Here is a 19898-nt window from a genome sequence, read left to right on the forward strand (position 1 = left end):
GAGGGGAATCCTGGGGGAATCAGATTCCCTCGGGGTTCCCCTCACGGACAGTCCCCGGGCCGGGCCGGGGGCGTGTGGGGTGCCGAGGTGCTGGGCAGCGGCTAGCCCACGGCCGCGGCGCTCCCGGCGGCGAGGCGGGCCGCGATCAGCGGGCCGAGCACCGCCATCGCGGCGGGCTGGGTCAGTTCTCCGTGGGCGCAATCCACTTCGCGCACCTCGATCTCGCCGGTCACGTACGGCCGCCACAAGGCGGGATCCGGCGAGTCCGAGTCCCGGTCCCGGACGGCCGAGATCACCAGCGCGTCGCCCTCGTGCACCCCCGGTTCGCCGCTTCCGGCGATCGCCAGATGATGCCCGAACACCGCCGCCATCGCGGACAGTTCCGCCGGTGCGAAATCGGCCAGCGGCCCGCCGGGTTCGGCAGCCACCGCGAGGAAATCCGCCTCGGTCAGCGGCGCACCGCCGAACCGGCCGAGATCGAAGCCGAGTGAGCCCAGCAACCCCGCGTAGACGTCTTGGACCGGCGGCGCAGCGATCCCCGTGGTGCCGTCCAGCAGGACCAGCGACGCGACCCGCTCCCCAGCCGCGGCGAGCCGGGCGGCGATCCGGTGTGCCACTTCCGCGCCGAAGGACCAGCCGAGCAGGTGATACGGACCGGTCGGCTGGATCTCCCGGATCAGCCGCAGGTACTCCGCGGCCAATCCGTCCACATCGGACGGACGGCGGGCCGGGTCGGTCAGGCCCGGCGCCTGCAGGCCGTAGACCGGATGCCGTGAGTCAACGTGCGGCAGCAGACCCGCGTAGACCCACGCGATGCCCGACGCCGGATGCACACAGAACAGCGGTTCGGCCTCTCCCCCAGCGCGCAGGGGCAGCACGACGTCCAGCGGGGAGCCGCCGTCCGGGCCGTCCAGCGCGGCGGCCAGTCCGGCCACGGTCGGCGACTGGAACAGCTGCCGGATGCCGACCTCCGCCCCGAGCGCCGACCGCACGCGGCTGATCAGCCGGGCGGCGAGCAGGGAATGGCCGCCGAGGTCGAAGAAACTGTCGTCGATCGACACCGAGTCCAGTCCGAGCAGTTCCGCGAACAGGCCGCACAGCGTCTGCTCCCGCCGGGTGCGCGGAGGACGGCCGGCCGGGGCCCGGGGCGGTTCCGGGGCGGGCAGTGCGGCGCGGTCCAGCTTTCCGGCGGTGTTGACCGGGAAGACCGGAAGCACGACGACGGCCGCGGGCACCATGTAGGCCGGAAGGCTCCGAGCGGCGTGGGCGCGGAGCGCGGCCGGATCCACGGTCTGTCCGGCGGCGGGCACCGCGTAGGCGATCAAGCGGACGTCGCCCGGGCGGTCCTCGCGAGCCATCGCCACGGCGGCGGCAACCCCGGGGTGGCCGGTGAGAGCCGCTTCGACCTCGCCCAGTTCGATGCGGAAACCGCGGATCTTGACCTGATGGTCGATCCGGCCGAGGCACATCAGGCGGCCGTCGGACCGCCAGCGCGCGACGTCGCCGGTCCGGTACATCCGGCGGCCCGCGTCGAACGGATTCGCCACGAACCGCGCCGCGCTCAGGCCGGGGCGGCCGAGGTAGCCCCGCGCCAGGCCGGGACCGGCCAGGTACAGCTCGCCGGGAGCGCCTACCGGGACCGGACGGAGGTCCGCGTCCAGCACATAGGCGCGGTAGTTGGCGAGCGGGCGGCCGATCGGCTGACCCGCCGGGATTCCGTCGACAGCGTCCGCGGTGGCCCAGATCGACGCTTCGGTCGGCCCGTAGACGTTGATGACCGATGCGCCGCGCGCGACCAGGGTGCGGGCCAGTTCGTCGGGGAGCGTCTCGCCGCCCGAGATGATCCGCACGTCGTCCAGGCGGTCGTTCAGGCAGGGCGTCAGTTCGCCGAGCAGGGTGGGCGTCGCGGTGAGGGTGACCGGGCCGGGCGCCTGGCCGAGAAGCGCCGCCAGCGCGGCCGGGTCCCGGATCTCGTCGGGGGTCGCGATCACCAGGCAGGCGCCGTCGAGCAGGCAGCAGAACAGGTCGGCGATCGACATGTCGAAGGAGAAGCTGGCCACCGTCACGGAGTGCTCGCCAGGAGCCAGCGGGTTCCGTTCCCGCAGCGCGGCGACCACTGTGGACAGTCCGGAGAACGGGATGACCACGCCTTTCGGCCGGCCGGTGGAGCCGGAGGTGTAGATGACGTAGGCCGGGCAGTCCCGCGGTGGCGGGACAACTTCGTAGGTGTCCGGGTAGCCGCGGAGGCGTTCGCGCACGGACGGGCTGTCCAGGACCCAGGCGCCGGGGAATTGACCGGCGAGGGCGGCCGCGGTCAGCACGGCGACCGGTTCGCTCTCGGCCAGCATGAAGCCGATGCGGTCGGCCGGCTGGCCGGGGTCGAGCGGCAGGTGCGCCGCGCCGGTCTTGTGCACGGCGAGGATCGCGGCGACCAGGTCGATTCCGCGCGGCAGCGCGAGCGCGACCACGCGTTCCGGTCCCGCGCCCAGCTCGCGCAGCCACCCGGCGAGCCGGTTCGCTCGCGCGTTCAGTTCGGCGTAGGTCAGCTCCTCGCCCGCACAGCGCACGGCGGGCTGGTCCGGGACGGCGGAAACCCTAGCCGCGAACAGTTCGAGCACCGATTCCGCGGGGACCGGCGCGTCCGTGTCGTTCCAGTCGGAGATCAGCTGCCGGCGGGATTCGGCGTCGACCAGTTCCACCTCGCTGAGCCGGCGCTCGGGGCGTTCCGCGATCCGCGCGAGGAACCGGGTCAGCAGCCGGGCGATCTGCTCGGCGGTGGCGTGGTCGAACACGTCCGCCCGGTAGGCCAGCGAACCGCCCGCTCCGGCCGGGCGGCCTGCCTCGTCCCGGGATTCGAACAGGTCGATCGACAGGTCGAACTTCGCCTCCGCCGCTTCGTGGAGCAGCGGTTCGGCGCGCAGGCCAGGCAGGTCGGGCGTGGCCGCGTCCAGGTTGTGCACCATGATTTTGACCTGGAACAACGGATGCCGGGACAGCGAGCGCGCCGGGTTGAGCGCCTCGACGAGCCGTTCGAACGGCAGGTCCTGGTGCGCGAACGCGGCCAGGTCGTTCTCGCGCACGCGGGCGAGCAGTTCGGTGAACGCCGGGTCGCCGGAGGTGTCGGTGCGCAGGACGAGGGTGTTGACGAAGAACCCGACCAGGCCGTCCAGCGCCTCGTCGACCCGGCCCGCGCTGATGCCGCCGAGCGGGATGTCGGTTCCGGCGCCGAGCCGGGTGAGCACGCCCGCGAGCGCCGCCCGCAGCACCATGAACAGCGACGCGCCCTGGCTTTTCGCCAGGTCCGCGAGGCGCTCGTGCACCCGCGCGGGCAGTTCCAGCGGGACGGTGCCGGCGGCGCGGCCCCCCTCCGGCGGATGCGGCCGGTCGACCGGCAGGACGAGCCGGTCCGGCAGCCCGGCCAGATTGTCGCGCCAGAACCGCAGCTGCTGCCCGAGCACGCTGGTCTCGTCGGATTCCGCGCCGAGCCATTCCTGTTGCCACAGCGCGTAATCCGCGTACTGCACGGTCAGCGCGGGCCAGTCCGGCGCCTGGCCGCGAAGCCGTGCGCGGTAGGCGGTCGAAAGGTCCCGGGCGAGCGGGGCCAGCGACATGCCGTCGACCGCGATGTGGTGCATGACCAGCAGGAGGACGTGGTCCCGCTCCCCCAGCCGGTACAGCCGGGCGCGGATCGGCGCCTCGGTGCGCAGGTCGAACCCGCGACCGGCGGCTTCGGCGGCCGCTGCTTCGAGGTCGTCCACCGGGATCGGGGCGAGGTCCGGCCGGACGTCCAGGATCTGTTGGCAAGGCACGCCGTCGTGGTCCGGGTAGACGGTACGGAGGATTTCGTGGCGGCCGAGCACGTCGTGGTACGCCGCCGCCAGGGCCTCGGTGTCGAGCGCGCCGGTCAGGCGGCAGCCGAACGGCACGTTGTAGTCGGGGCTTTCCGGGTCGAAGCGGTTGAGGAACCACAGCCGCTGCTGGCCGAACGACAGCGGGACGGCGGCTGGACGTACCGCAGCGATCAGCGCCGGTCGTCCCACCGCACCGGCCCGTTCGCACCGGACCGCCAGTGCCGCCGGGGTCGGGGCTTCGAAGACGTCACGGACGCCGAGGTCCGCGTCGAACGCCGCGCGGACCCGGCCGACCAATCGCATGGCGAGCAGCGAATGTCCGCCCAGGTCGAAGAATCCGTCCTCCGGGCCGACCCTGGGCAGGCCGAGCACCTCCGCGAAGAGTCCGCAAAGGACTTCCTCGGCGGCCGTCCGCGGCGCGCGCCCGGCAGCGGTCTCGTACTGGGGAGCGGGCAGTGCGGCGCGGTCCACCTTTCCGTTGGCAGTCAACGGGAACTCGTCCACCACGAGCACGGCCGACGGCACGAGATGAGCGGGCAGCACCGATTCGGCATACGCACGCAAGTCCGCGGTGCTCTCGCCGCTCGGCACGACATAGCCGACCAGCCGCTGATCGCCCGGCCGGTCCTCGCGCAGCACGACCGCCGCCTGCGCGACCTCCGGATGCCCGGCCAGCACCGCGGCGACCTCGCCGGGCTCGACCCGGAACCCGCGCAGTTTCACCTGGTCGTCCAGCCGTCCGGCGAACTCCAGCGTCCCGTCCGGCAGCACCCGGGCCTGGTCGCCGGTGCGGTACATCCGCTCGCCGGGCTCGAACGGGCAGGCCACGAACCGCTCCGCCGTGTGGCCCGCGCGGCCGAGGTAGCCCCGGGCCAGCCCCGGCCCGGCGAGCATCAGTTCGCCCGGCACGCCGACCGGGACCCGGCGCAGGCGCTCGTCCACGACGTACGCCCGGGTGCCCGCGATCGGGCCGCCGATCGGCACCGGACGCGCGGCATCGGCGACCACCACGTCCGGGTCGACGCACGCGAAGGTCGTGCATTCCGTTGGCCCGTAACCATTCCCGACCCGCACCGGACCGTGTTCCCGAAGCGCGAGCACGTGCGCGGGAGACACCACGTCGCCCCCGGCGAGCACGTGCCGGAGCCCGGCCAGCGCGTCCGGCCGCTGGTCGACCACGGAATGGAACAGCCCGGCGGTGAGCCACAGCGTGGTGACGCCCTCCGCTTCGAGCACCTTCGCCAGGCCGTCCGCGTCGGGCACGCCAGCGGGATGGACCGCGAGCCGCGCCCCGGTGCACAGCGAGCCCCACAGTTCGAAGGTGGCCGCGTCGAAGGATTGGGAAGCCAGCAGGAGGAACACCGCGCCGGGGCCGAACTCGCTGTATTCCTGGCCGTGCACGAGCCGGACGATCGCCCGGTGCGAAACCTGGACGCCCTTCGGCCGCCCGGTCGATCCGGAGGTGTAGAGGATGTAGGCCAGGTTGTCCGGCCGGACGGCGACCGGCGGCGGGGTGTCCGGCAGGTCGCCGAGGTCGGTGTCTTCCCACACAACCGTGCGCACGCCCGCCGGGGCCCGGTCGGCGTACTGCCGCTGAGCCACCAGTACGTCCGCGCCGGTGTCCTCGAACAGGAACTCGATCCGTTCGCTCGGATGCGCCGGATCGACCGGCACGTAGTGGCCGCCCGCGCGCAGGATGCCCAGCAGCAGGACCGGGAGGTCCGGGACCCGGTCCGCGCAGATCGCGACCGGGGTTTCCGGGCCGACTCCGAGCGCCCGCAGCCGGTGGGCGAACTGGTTGGCCCGCCGGTCGAGTTCGCGGTAGCTGATCCGGGTTTCCCCGGCGCTCACCGCCACCGCGTCCGGCTGGCGCGCGGCTTGTGCGGCGACCAGAGCGGGCACTGTCCAGTCGCCGAGGTCGATCTGGGGGCCGCGGCTCGACCGTTCCAGCAGCGCGGTTTCTTCGGTGTCCAGCAACGGAATCCGGCCGATCGGCAGATCCGGCTCGGCACCGGCGACGTTCAGCAGCCGGACGAGGCGGGCCAGCATCGCCGAGACGGTCTCCCGGTCGAACAGGTCCGTGTCGAACTCGCACGCCAGGTCGAGCCCGTCCGGCCGTTCGGCGACGGTGAAGGTGAGATCGAATTTCGCCGTGTCCCAGCCGAACGGCTCCAGTTCGGCGCGCACCCCGGGGAACGCCACCTCGGATTCGGACACCGTCTGCCACGCCAGCATGACCTGGAACAGCGGGTGCCGGGTCAGCGACCGCGCCGGTTTCAGCTCTTCCACCAGCCGTTCGAACGGCAGCTCCTGGTTCGCGTACGCGCCGAGCACCGATTCCCGGACCCGGCCGAGCAATTCGCCGAAGCCTGGATCGCCGCCGACGTCGGTGCGCAGGACGAGCGTGTTGACGAAGAAGCCGACCAGGTCGTCCAGCGCCTCGTCGGTCCGGCCGGCGACGGTGCAGCCGATCGGGATGTCGGTCCCGCCGCCGAGGCGGTGCAGCAACGCGGCCAGCGCGGTCTGGACGACCATGAACAGCGTCGCCTGCCGGTCTTGCCCGAGCCGCAGCAACGCCTGGTGCGCGGCGGAATCCACGCGCGCCGAGACGGAGTCGCCGCGTTTCGTGGCCCGTGCGCCGCGCGGCCGGTCCAGCGGCAACGGGAGCTCGTCCGGGAGACCGGCGAGCGTGTCCCGCCAGTAGGCCAGCTGCCGGGACTGAGTGCTGTCCGGATCGTCTTCGGCGCCGAGGATTTCCTGCTGCCAGAAGGTGTAGTCGGCGTATTGCACGGGAAGCGGGACCCACTCCGGCTCCCGGCCGTCGAGCCGCGCCGCGTAAGCGGTGGCCAGGTCGCGGACCAGCGGGCCCATCGACCAGCCGTCGCTGGCGATGTGGTGCGTCACCAGGACCAGCACGTGTTCCTCGGCGCCGAGCCGGAACAGCGCGAGCCGGATCGGCAGATCGGCGCGCAGGTCGAAGGGCCGCTGGACGGCGTCGGCGACCAGTTCGGGCACGTCGGCTTCGGCGCACTCGGCGACGCACACCTCCGGAGTGGCCTCAGCGGCGATGATCTGGCACGGTTCGCCGCTCTCGTCGGAGAAGGTCGTGCGCAGCACCTCGTGCCGCCGGACGACGTCGTGCAGCGCCGCGGCGAGGGCGGCGGGATCCAGCGGGCCGCGCAGGCGGATCACCAGCGGCAGGTTGTAGGTGGAACCAGGCCCTTCGAGCTGGTGGAGGAACCACAGCCGTTGCTGGGCATAGGAAAGCGGAATCACGAGGCCTCCCTCATCCGGGGGCGCAGCGCGGGCCGCGCCTTCTCCGCAGTGCCCAGCCGCTCGGCGAGAGCGGCGACAGTCTGCGCCTCGAACACGGTCTTGACGGACAGTTCGACGCCGAGCGCCGAACGGGCCCGGCTGATCAGCCGGGTGGCGAGCAGCGAATGCCCGCCGAGGTCGAAGAACCCGTCGTCGATCCCGACCGACGGGAGTTCCAGCAGTTCCGCGAAAATCCCGCAGAGCACCCGTTCCGGCTCGGTCCGGGGCGGACGGGCTGCCTCCGCGCGCACCGGCGGTTCCGGCAGCGCCTTGCGGTCGACTTTGCCGCTGGAGGTCACCGGGAACTCGTCGACGGCCAGGATCGCGGACGGCACCAGGTAATCCGGCAACGCGTCGGCGAGATACGCGCGCAGGGCCTTGCTGTCCACAGTGGACCGAAGCACCACGTGCGCGGCCAGCATCGGTTCGCCGAGCCTGCCGGGCCGGACGCTGGCGACCGCGGCGGCGACGTCCGGATGCCGCCCGAGCGCGCATTCCACCTCGCCGAGTTCGATCCGGAACCCGCGGATCTTCACCTGCTCGTCGGCCCGCCCGCGGTACTCCAGCGTGCCGTCCGGCCGCCGCCGCACCACGTCGCCGGTGCGGTACATCCGGCCGCCGCCGAACGGATCCGCCACGAACGCGGCGGCGGTCAGGTCCGGACGGCCGAGGTAGCCCCGGGCCAGCTGCGGACCGGCGAGGTACAGCTCACCGTCCGCTTCGGCCGGCACCGGCCGCAGCCAACGGTCCAGCACGCGAGCCTGGATGTCGCGCAACGGCAGGCCCAGCACCGGTTCCTCGGCGACCGACAGCCTGGTGCCGAGAGTGTCCACAGTGGCCTCGGTCGGACCGTAGTAGTTGTGGCTCACGAGGTTTTCGCACGCCCGCAAGCGTTCCCACAGCGGGGCGGTGATCGCCTCGCCGCCGAGCCCGATGACGGCCGGCCGGTGGTCGCCGTCGAGAAGACCGGCGTTCACCAGGTGCTGGCACAGGGTCGGGCTGATGTCGAGGTAATCGATCCGCTGCTCGCGCACGTAGCCGACGAGGGCTTCCGGATCGCGGCGGACCGGATCGGAGACCAGGTGCAGTTCGTGCCCGGCGAGCATCCACAGCAGCCCTTGCCACGAGGTGTCGAACGACAACGCGGCGGTCAGCGCGACCCGGAACCGGCGTCCGCCGTGCTCCCGCACGGACGGCTCGAACAGGTCCGTCCGGTGCGTGTGGAAGAGATGCACGAGGTTGCGGTGCTCCACCACCACGCCCTTCGGACGTCCGGTCGATCCCGACGTGTAGAGCACGTACGCCGGGTGTTCCGGGCGCAGCGGGCGGATCCGTTCGCTGTCGAGCACGGTGTCCGGTCGCGTCCGCGCCAGTTCCGCGGCGACGGCCGGATCGTCGAGAGCCAGCACCGGCACATCGCCGCAGGCCGGTTCCCCGGCCGAGATCGCCAGCATCGCACCGGATTCGGCGAGCAGCGTCTTCACGCGCTGGTCCGGAACGTCCGGGTCGACCGGCAGATAGGCCGCGCCGGAAGCGAGCACGGCGAACAACGCCACGATCGCGTCGGCGGTGCGCGGAGTGACCACCGCGACCACCGATTCCGGGCCTACGCCACGCGCGATCAGGGCCCGCGCGAGCCGGTTGATCCGGGCGGCCAATTCGGCGTACGACAGCGACTGCTGTTCGAAAACCAGTGCCGTTTCCTCAGAAGCAGCCAGCAGGTCCGGGACCGTGCCGGGAGCGAAGTCCAGCGCGGCACCTTGGCCAGCGACGTCCAGCCGCTCGCGTTCGCCGGGCAGGAACACCTCCAGCTCCCCGACCCTCCGGTCCGGCTCGGCCACCGCGGATTCGAGAAGCCGCGTCAGCCGGTCGCCCAGCCGCCGCGCGCTCGCCTCGGTGAACAGATCGGTGCTGTATTCGACAGTCCCGGCGAGGCCGTCCGGATCGCCCCCGTCCCAGGTTTCGGCGACGTTGAGGGTCAGGTCGAACTTGGCGACGCGGCTCTCCGGCGTCATCAGCTCACTCGTGAGCCCCGGCAGGTCCAGCCGGACGTCGCCGCCGCCTGCCCACGACAGCATCACTTGGAACAGCGGATGCCGCGACAGCGAACGGGCCGGGTTGATCTTCTCCACCAGCTGCTCGAACGGCACGTCCTGGTGCGCGTACGCGGCCAGGTCCGTTTCGCGCGCCCGGCCGACCAGCTCCCGGAAGCACGGGTCGCCGGAAACGTCGTTGCGCAGCACCAAAGTGTTCACGAAGAACCCGACCAGCGGATCGGTGCCGTCGTCGACCCGGCCCGCGACCGGCGTGCCCAGCGGGATGTCCTCCCCCGCGCCGAGCCGGGACAGCAACGCCGCGAGCGCCGCCTGCACGACCATGAACGGAGTCGCGCCGCAGTCGAGGGCGAGCTTCCGCAGGGCTCGGTGCGCACTGGCGCCGAGGGCGAACGGAACCACGCCGCCCCGGTAGGACGATTCGGCCGGACGCGGCCCGGCGCCCGGGAGTTCGAGCTGTTCCGGCAAGTCTGCGAGCTGGCGCCGCCAGTAGTCCAGCTGACTGGCAGCGAGACCGCCGCTCAGCAGATCCCGTTGCCAGATCGCGTAATCCGCGTACTGCACCGGCAGCGGAGCGAACTCCGGGGCCTGCCCGGCCGTGCGGGCGGCGTAGGCGGCGGCGAGGTCCGCGGCGAGCGGCCCCATCGACCATTCGTCGCCGACGATGTGGTGCACCACCACCAGCAGCACGTGCTCGGCCTCGCCGAGACGGAACAGCCACGCCCGCATCGGCGGCCGCTCCGCCAGGTCGAAGGGCTGTTCGGCGGCTTCCCGCAGCCGCTCGGCCAGTTCCGCGCGCTCAGTGTCCACAACGGACAGTTCGAAGAACCGGTCCGGCGGGTCCAGCACGATCTGCCGGGGTTCGCCGTCGATCTCCGGGAACACCGTGCGCAGGCTTTCGTGCCTGGTCACCACGTCCGCGAGCGCGGCGGCCAGCGCGCCGCGGTCGAGCGCGCCGGTCAGCCGCACCGGCAGCGGGATGTGGTAGGTCGAGGTCGCGCCCTCCAGGCGCTGGACGAACCACAACCGGCGCTGCGCGAACGACAGCGGCACCGCGTCGGGGCGCGGCTGCGGAACCAGCGGCGGGCGGGCGGACCCGGCCTCGGCGAGACGCCGGGCGAGCCCGGCCGGGGTCGGGGCCTCGAACAGCGTCCGGACCGGCAGTTCCAGCCCCAGCACCGACCGCACCCGGCCGACCACCCGCGCGGCCAGCATCGAATGCCCGCCCGCCGCGAAGAAGTCCTCGTCGGCGGCCACCGACGGTTTGCCCAGCAGCTCGGCGAAAATCCCGCACAGGATCTCCTCCTGCGGGGTGCCCGGCGCGCGTCCGGTCGGAGCTTCCTCCAGGGTCTCGTTCAGCACCACCTGACGCACCAGACGGCCGTCGCGCAGCCAGCGCACCGGCACTTCGGTCGGATACATCCACGTGTCCGGTCCGCCGTACGGGTCGGGTACCAGCCCTTCGGCCCAGTCTCCGGGCAGTCCGCCGAGGCACAACAGGCCGGGCGAGTTCGGCGGCACCAGCTGGCCGTCGGCGTCGAGCACCCGGGCGACTGCCTGCTCCGGCGTTTCGGGGAGCACGCGCCGGGCCACCGCGGGCAGCGGCCGGGAGCGGAGCAGCTCCGCGCGTTCGCCCGGCAGGAGCACGTCGTGCCTGCTCAGTGGGATGTCCGGTTCGGCCAGCACGGAACCGAGCAGCCGGACGAGCCGCTCCACCAGCGCCCGCACGGTCTCCTCGTCGAACAGGTCCGCGGCGTAATCCACGAAACCGTCCACTTCGGACGGACCCTCGGCGAAGGTGAACGAAAGGTCGAACCGGGCGGGCGCGGCACCGGTGTCCACCAGTTCCGCGGCGAGCCCCGGCAGGGCCAGCTCCGCGCGGGGCGTGTTCTGCCAGGCCACCATGACCTGGAACAGCGGGTGCCGGGCCATCGACCGGGCCGGGTTCAGTTCCTCCACCAGGCGTTCGAACGGCACGTCCTGGTGCGCGTACGCGGCGAGGTTCGTTTCCCGGACCCGGGAGGACAGCTCGCGGAAACTCGGGTCGCCGGAGAGGTCGTTGCGCAGCACCAGGGTGTTCACGAAGAACCCGACCAGCCCGTCCAGGCCCTCGTCGGCGCGGCCCGCGATCGGGCTGCCCAGCGGCACGTCCGGGCCCGCACCCAGCCGGGACAGCAGCGCGGCCACCGCCGCCTGCACGACCATGAACGCGGTCCCGCCGGATTCCAGCGCCAGCCGGCGCAGCCCGTGCCGCGTCTCGGCGGGCAGAGTGAACCGGACGGTGCCGCCGCGTTGCGCGGACACCGCCGGGCGGGGCCGGTCCGCTGGAAGAGTCAGCTCGGCGGGCAGGTCCCGCAAACGCTTGCGCCAGTACTCCAGCTGCTCCGCAGCGACGTCGTCTTCCTCCAGAAGTTTCCGTTGCCACAGCGTGTAATCCGCGTACTGCACCGGCAGCGGCGCGAACACCGGCGCGCTCCCCCGCACCCGAGCGGCGTACGCGGTGGAAAAGTCGGCGGCGAACGGAGCCATCGACCAGGCGTCACCGGCGATGTGGTGCACCACGACCAGCAGCACGTGCTCGGTCTCGCCAAGCTCGAACAACGACGCGCGCAACGGCGTTTCCGCGGTCAGGTCGAAGGCATAGCCAGCCGCTGAAGCGAGCAAGCCGGGCAATTCGTCCTCATTGGCCGCCACCGCTTCGACCGTCACCTCCGAAGCGTCAAGAACAACCTGCTGCGGCTCGCCGTCGACCTCGGGGAACACCGTCCGCAGCACCTCGTGCCGAGCCGCCACGTCGGCCAGCGCGGCGGTCAGCGCGGCGCGATCCAGCGGCCCGCTCAATCGCAGAGCGAGCGGGATGTTGTACGTCGAACCGACGCCTTCCATCCGGTGCAGGAACCACAACCGGCGCTGTGCGAACGAAAGCGGCAGGACGTCCGGCCGCGCCATCGGCTCCAGCGCCCGCCGGGCGCGCCCGGCGACGTCGACTCGCTGGGCCAGCGCCGCGACCGTCGGCGCGTCGAACACCGCGCGGATCGGCAGCTCCGCGCCGAGGGTCCGGCGGATCCGGCTGATCAGGCGGCCGCCGAGCAGGGAATGGCCGCCGAGTTCGAAGAAGTCGTCGTCGATGCCGACCTCGGGCACGCCGAGCACCTCGGCGAAGAGCCCGCACAGGATCTCCTCCGGCCCGGTCCGCGGCCGCCGTCCGGCCGGCCTTGCCGAGGGGGCGCCGGAAGGGAGCGCCTTGCGGTCGATCTTCCCGTTCGGGGTCAGCGGCAGCGCGTCGAGCGGAACGAACAGCGACGGCACCATGTACTCGGGCAGTCCCGCGGCGAGATGTTCCCGCAGCGCTGCTTCGTCCATAGTGGACTCAGCGACGACGTACGCGACCAGGCGCGCGCTCCCGGACGGTCCCGGCCGCGCCAGCACCACCGCCTCCCGCACGTCCGGATGCCGCCGGAGCGCGGTTTCCACCTCGCCCAGCTCGACGCGGAATCCGCGCACCTTCACCTGGGTGTCGACCCGGCCGCGGTACTCCAGCTCGCCGTCCGGGGTCCACCGGGCCAGGTCGCCGGTCCGGTACATCCGCTCGCCCGGCGCGGCGAAGGGGTCCGCGACGAACCGTTCGGCGCTCAGCGCGGGACGGTCCAGGTATCCCCGGGCCAGGCCGTCGCCCGCGATGTACAGCTCCCCGATGACCCCGGCGGGCACCGGACGCAGGGCGCGGTCGAGGACGTAGCAGCGGGTGTTGGCGATCGGTTCGCCGATCGTGGGGGCATCGCCGGTGATCTCGGCGGCGGTGGACCAGATGGTGGTCTCGGTCGGCCCGTACAGGTTGATCACCTGACTGCCGCGCTCGCGCATCACCGCCGCCAGTTCGGCGGGCAGCGCCTCGCCACCGGTTACGATCCGCAGGCCGGCCCCGGTTTTGTCGTCGTGCGCGAGAAACGCGCGCCACAGCGACGGCGTCGCCTGCATGACGGTGGCTCCGCTGGCTTCTGCCAGCGCCGCCAGCGCGGCACTGTCCATAACGGACTCGCGGTCGGCGAGCACGACGGCGGCCCCGGCGAGCAGCGGGCCGTACAGCTCGAATCCGGCGATGTCGAAGGCGATCGTGGTGACCGACAGCAGCCGGTCGCTGGGGGTCAGCGGGACGAAAGCGCGCATGGCGTGCAGGAAGTTCGTCAGCGCGGCCCGGGAAATCACCACGCCCTTGGGCTTTCCGGTGGATCCGGACGTGTAGATCGCGTAGGCGGCGTTCGACGGCAACGGCTCGCCCAGCCGCTCGCCGGGGCCCAGGTCGGTGCCGGAATGGCCGCAGAGCGCGGCGGTCACGGACGGCTCGTCGAGCGCGAGCACCGGGGCCGATCCGAGCGTCGTGTTCTGGTCGGTCACCACGAGTACCGGAGCGGCGTCGGCGAGGATGGCGTCGAGGCGCTCGGCCGGGTGGGCCGGGTCGAGCGGGATGTAGGCCCCGCCCGCCTTGAGCACGGCCAGCAGCGTGACGAGCAGGCTCGGCGTGCGCGGCAGCGCGACCGCGACCCGGCTTTCCGGCCCGACTCCCCGCGTGATCAGCTCGCGGGCCAGCCGGTTCGCCCAGGTGTTGACCTGCGCGTAGGTCAGCTCGACGCCGCCGTGGATCAGAGCGACCGCGTCGGGGGTGCGGGTCGCCTGCGCCTCGAACAGCTCGGGGGTGGCTTCGGCGGGGACCGGGACCGCGGTGTCGTTCCAGGACTCCAGAATCCGCGTGCGTTCGTCGTCGGCCAGGACGTCCAGCTGTCCGACGCGCACGTCCGGCTCCGCGGCGACGCGGACGAGCAACCGGGCCAGCCGCTGGACGAGAGTAGCCGCATCGGCCAGGTCGGGCCGGTGGTCCAGGCGGAGCCGCAAGGTCTTGCCGGGCAACACAACCAGGCTCACCGGGTAGTGCGTCGCGTCCCGGGCCCCGGCGACGCGCACGGTCAGGTCCAGCTCGCCGAGGTCGGCGGCCTCGCTGCCGATCGGATAGTTCTCGAACACCAGGACGGTGTCGAACAGGCTGCGCTCGCCCGCCAGCCGCTGCAGGTCCGCCAGGCCGAGGTATTCGTGCTCGCGCAGGCCGGACTGCCACTCCCCGATCCGAGCCAGCAGCCGCGCGAAACTCTCGCCGGGGTCGAGCCGCACCCGCGTCGGGAGGGTGTTGGCGAACAGGCCGATCATCCGCTCCACGCCGTCGAGTTCCGGCGGGCGGCCCGCCACGACGGAGCCGAACACGACGTCGTCCCGGCCGGTCAGCCCGCCGAGCAGGACCGCCCACGCGCCGTGCACGACGGTGCTGAGGGTGCTGCCGCAGCGACGGGCCAGTGCGGTGAGCGCGGCGGTGTCCTCCGGGGTCAGCTCGCATTCGACCGACACCGACGGTTCGTTGTGGCCCGCGGCGACCGGAACCAGTTGCGTTCCGCCGTCGAGCCCGGCCAGCGCGGTCCGCCAGGCCTTCTCGGCTTTTCCGCGGTCCTGGTTCGCCAGCCAGGCCAGGTAATCGCGATACGGCGCCGGTTCTTCCAGGCCGGGGTCTTCGCCGCCGAGCGCGTACAGCGTGAACAGCTCGCGCAGCAGCAACGGCAGCGACCAGCCGTCGAGCAGGATGTGGTGGTTGGTGACGATCAGCCGGTACTGCCGCTCGCCGCGCCGGGCGAGAGTGAACCGGATGAGCGGCGGTGCGGCGAGGTCGAACCGGCGGGAACGGTCCTGCCCGGCCAATTCGGCCAGTTCAGCATCCTGCCGATCAGCGGGGAGCGCGCGCAGATCGTGGTCGCGCCAGTCGGGTTCGGGCACCCGGCGCGGGACGATCTGCACCGGCCGGCCCGATTTCCCGGTCCGGAAGAACGCGCGCAGGTTCGGGTGGCGGCGCAGCAGGGTCCGCGCCGCCGCGCGGAGCGTTCCGCCGTCCAGCGCGCCGTCGAGGTCGAAGGAGACCTGGACGGTGTACGGGTCGGAGTCCTCCTGGTCGAAATGGGCGTGGAAGTACAGCCCTTCCTGCAGCGGCGAAAGCGGCAGGATGTCCTGGATGCCGCGCTGGTTCACGTCCGGTCCTCCAACTCGTCTTCGAACTCGTCGATCTCGTGCTGGCTCAGCCGGACCAGCGGGAGATCCGACGGCGTGTGCCCGCCCGCGCCGCGCCGGCCGGCGTGCCCGGCCAACGCGGTCAGCGCCGGGATCCAGCTGTCGGCCGATGCCGGTGCTTCCCCGGACCAGGTCCAGCGGGCGGTGAGCGTCCCGCCGTCCAGCCAGGCGGCGACCTCGACCGGATGGCCCAGGGCGGTGGCGAGCCCGGCTTCGGCCACGGTCCAGCCGCCGGGGTCGTCCAGGCAGCTGAACCCGACCGGGGCCGGTGCGGGATCGCCGGGCGCGGCACGGAGCTGTTCTTTGACCCGTTTCAGCGCGATGCCCGCGGCCTCGCCGCCGTCGAACGCGTCGGCCAGGTCGAGCGCGCCCAGGTCGAACCGGACCGCGCCCGGCAGGGCGAACCTGCCGACGGTGCGGGCGAGGCCGGTTTCCTCCCGGCCGGAGCGCTCAAGGCTCACCAGCTGGCTGGTTCCCTGCCGGGCCGAGGCCAGTGCCAGGCCGGTCAGGAGGACTTCGCTCAGGCCGGTGTTCGAGGCTTCCGCCAGAGCGCGCAATGCGGCGGTTTCCGCTGCGGGCAAGGAAACCGTCCGCGAGCCAGCTACCGGCAGCTCGGCGGGAGGCGGCCCGGAGGGCAGGTCGGCCTGCGTCGCGGCCCAGGCACGGAACGAAGTACCGACCGGGTCCAGGCGCGGGGTCTCGCCGCGGGACCGGGTCGCCAGCGCGGCGGCGAGATCCGCCAGCACGATCCGCAGGCTCTCGGCGTCGGCGACCAGGTCGTTCAAGACCACCAGCAGCCGGCCGGGCTCGGCGCCCGCGTCGAACCACACCACCTGGACCATCCCCTTCGGGGAAAGCCACGGTGTCACAGCTTCGTCCGGCCCGACCCGGGTCACGCAGTCCGCCGCGGCGACCGCGCCGGGCGGCTGGACCTCCAGTTCCCGGCCCACGAGCCGCGCCCGCAGCGCGTCGTGGTGATCCAGCACCGCCTGCACCGCACCGGTCAGCACGGGCAGCGGCGCCCCGGTCAGCCCGGCCGGTCCGAGGAACGGCGGCACCCGCAGCAGCACCGACTGAGCCGACTCGCGGTCCAGCACCCGGCGCACCGCCGGGGTCGCCGCCACCGGGCCGACCGAGTCGACCGGGTCGTCGGCCCCGACCGGCGCGGCAAGAGCGGCGGCCGCCGCCAGCCGCCGGACTGTCTTGTGCAGGAACACATCCTGCGGCCCGAGCGGCAATCCTGCCTTGCGGGCCAGGCTCACCAGCCGGATGGAGAGGATGCTGTCGCCGCCGAGGTCGAAGAAATCGTCGGCGGCCTCGACCCGGTCCAGGCCGAGGAGGTCGGCGAACAGGGCCCGGAGGATTTCCTCCTGCTCCGGGTGCGCCTCGACCTCCGGCTCGGCCCGCTCGGTTCGCTGGACGGCCGCCGCGGTCAGCTCGCCGATCGGCTGGTCCGGGTCGGCCGCGAACCCGGCGAGGAGCGCCAGCAGTTCGCCGCCGAGCGCGGCGACGGTGGTCTCGTCGAACAGATCGTGGCTGTACTCGATCGCGACGCCGATCCCGGCCGGGCCGCCGTCGCGGTCGAAGCGCTCGCGCAGCTCGAAGTTGAGGTCGAATTTCGCGGTCGCCGTCCCGGATTCCGCCGCCGACACGGCGAGACCGGGCAGCTCCAGCGTCGCCGCGGGCGCGTTCTGGAAGGTGAACATGACCTGGAACAGCGGATGCCGGGCGAGCGAACGCTCCGGCCGCAGGAGGTCGACCAGCCGCTCGAACGGGACGTCCTGATGCGCCAGCGCGGCCAGGTCCGTGCGCCGGATCCGGCGGACCAGCTCCCGGAACGACGGGTTGCCGGACAGATCCGCGCGCAGCACCAGGGTGTTCACGAAACAGCCGACGAGGCCGGCCAGCGCGTCTTCGGTGCGCCCGGCGATCGACGTGCCGAGCGGGATGTCGGCGCCGCCGCCGGACCGGCCCAGCAGCACGGCCAGCGTCGCGTGCAGCACCATGAACAGGCTCGAACGGCATTGTTTCGCCGTCTTCGCCAATTGCCGGTGCGCGTCCGCCGGGATCTCCAGCCGGACGATCCCGCCGGTATACCCGGCGACGGCGGGCCGGGGGCGGTCGGTTTTCAGCGGCAGTTCGTCGGGCAGCCCGGCCAGCGCGGTGCGCCAGTAGGCGAGCTGCTGCCCGGCGACGCTGTCCGGATCTTCCTCGTTCGCGAGCAGATCTCGTTGCCACAGCGTGTAATCCGCGTACTGCACGGGCAACGGCGCGAACTCCGGCGCACGACCGGCGGAGCGGGCCGAGTAAGCGCGCGACACTTCCGCCGCGAACGGCGCCATCGACCAGGCGTCACCGGCGATGTGGTGGACCACCAGGACGAGCACGTGCTCTTCCGGGCCGGCCCGCAGCAGGGTGGCGCGCAACGGCGGTTCGGCAGTCAGATCGAACCCGCGCCCGGTTTCGGCTCGGACCCATTCGGGGAGAACGTCTTCCGGAAGCTCCACAGTGGACAATGACGGCCACTCGGCGGGGTCAGCGCACACTACTTGCCGCGGTTCCCCGTCGTGGGCGGGGAAAATCGTCCGCAAGGATTCGTGCCGGGCGACCACGTCCGCGACGGCCGCGCGCAACGCTGTCTGGTCGAGGGGACCGGAGAGCCGCAGCACCAGCGGGATGTTGTAGGTGGCCGACCGCCCTTCGAACTGCTGCAGGAACCACAGCCGGCGTTGTGCGAAGGACAACGGCATCGGGTCCGGGCGCGGCATCGGGGCGAGCGGGCGGCGGGCACGGGCGGCTTTGTCGAGTTCGGCGGACAGGGCGGTCACGGCGGGCGCGTCGAACAGGGTCTGGATGGGCAGCTCGACGCCGAACTCCGTGCGGATCCGGCTGATCAGCCGGGCGCCGAGCAGGGAATGCCCGCCGAGGTCGAAGAAACTGTCGTCGATCCCGACCTCGGACACGCCGAGCACCTCGCGGTACAACCGGCACAGCCGCTCTTCGTCCTCGGTCCGCGGCGCCCGCCGGGGCGCGGTGGGTTCCGGCGGTTCGGGAAGCGCGGCGCGGTCGAGTTTCCCGTTGTCCGTCACCGGAAACTCGTCCAGCACGACGACCGCCGAAGGCACCATGTGCTCCGGCAGGAACTTCGCCGCCTCCGCGCGGACATCTACTGGATCGGCGACGACGTAAGCCACCAGCTGCTCCGCCCGCACCAGGACCGCCGCTCGGCGAACGCCGGGCACCGAGCGCAGCACCGCCTCGACTTCCCCGAGCTCGATCCGCTGCCCGCGCAGTTTCACCTGGCTGTCGGTCCGGCCGAGGTATTCGAGCACGCCGTCGGCTCGCCAGCGGGCCAAGTCGCCGGTGCGGTACATCCGGCCGAACGGCGCCGCGACAAAGCGCTCGGCGGTCAGCCCTGGCCGGTCGCCGTAACCGCGGGCCAGCTGCACACCGGTCAAGTACAGCTCGCCCGGCACGCCGGGAGCGACCGGCCGCAGCTGAGCGTCCAGCACATGTGCGCCGGTGTTCCACACCGGAACGCCGATCGGCACCGGGTCGTCGGTGTCGGAGGCGGCGCATTCCCAGCTGGTCACGTCCACCGAAGCTTCGGTGGGGCCGTAAAGATTGTGCAGTTCGGCGGACGGGAAGACCTCGAAGAACCGGTCCCGCGTGCGCGGGGCCAGCGCTTCGCCGCTGCAGATCACCCGGCGCAGGCCGGTGCAGCCGGCCGCCTCCGGCTCGTCGAGGAAGACCTCCAGCATCGACGGCACGAAATGCGCGGTGGTCACCCGTTCCGCGCGGACAAGCCGGGCGAGGTACGCCGGATCCCGGTGCCCGCCCGGCTTCGCGACCACCAGCGTGGCCCCGGCGAGCAGCGGCCAGAAGAACTCCCACACCGAAACGTCGAAGCCGGACGGCGTTTTCTGCAGCACGCGCTCGCCGGGGGCCAGCCGGTAGCGGTCCTGCATCCAGCGCAACCGGTTCACGATCCCGTCGTGCTGGACCACCACGCCCTTCGGCCGCCCGGTCGAGCCGGACGTGTAGATCACGTACGCGGCGTTCCCCGGCCGCAACCCGGCGGCCGGGAACTCGTCCGGGAAACGCGCCAGTTCGGACTGCACCGGCTCGGCGTCGAGTTCGACCACCTCCACGCCCGGCACCGCCGGAAGGCGCGCCGCCACCGCCCGCGTCGTCAGCACGGTCCGCGCTCCGCAATCCCCGAGCAGGAAAGCGATCCGGTCCGGTGGGTAATCCGGGTCGATCGGCACGTACGCGCCGCCCGCCTTGTGCACCGCGTACAGCGAAACGACCAGTTCCACCGACCTCGGGACCGCCACCGCGACCCGGGATTCGACCCCGGCGCCGCGCGCCCGCAGGAACCCGGCGAGCCGGGCGGCGCGGGCGTTCAGCTCGGCGTAGGACACCCGCGTGCCCTCGAACACGACCGCGAGCGCGTCCGGGGAATCCCGGACCCCGCGCTCGAACAGCGCGGGCAGGACCTCGTCGGACACCGGGATCGCCGCGCTGGCGCGGACGGCCTGGTTGAGCATCGGACTCTCCTCGTCGAGTCGGGCGG

Annotated in this window: 2 protein-coding genes and 1 pseudogene; all 3 read right to left on the reverse strand. The window is 72.6% G+C overall.

From position 1 onward, the window contains the following. Window positions 1-101 precede the first annotated feature (101 nt). Window positions 102-7127, reverse strand: coding sequence for an amino acid adenylation domain-containing protein (locus ACZ7SW_RS16240; protein WP_470231189.1), 7026 nt, complete (start codon window positions 7125-7127; stop codon window positions 102-104). Beyond that, window positions 7124-15283 (reverse strand): amino acid adenylation domain-containing protein, encoded by an 8160-nt coding sequence (locus ACZ7SW_RS16245; protein WP_470231190.1) that lies wholly within the window; start codon window positions 15281-15283, stop codon window positions 7124-7126. The genes ACZ7SW_RS16240 and ACZ7SW_RS16245 overlap by 4 nt, the downstream gene beginning before the upstream one ends. Beyond that, window positions 15280-19821, reverse strand: a pseudogene (locus tag ACZ7SW_RS16250) (amino acid adenylation domain-containing protein); the annotation flags it as partial. The gene ACZ7SW_RS16245 and the pseudogene ACZ7SW_RS16250, both read right to left, overlap by 4 nt. Window positions 19822-19898 lie beyond the last annotated feature (77 nt).

This window comes from Amycolatopsis sp. NPDC114484 (genome assembly GCF_055633755.1).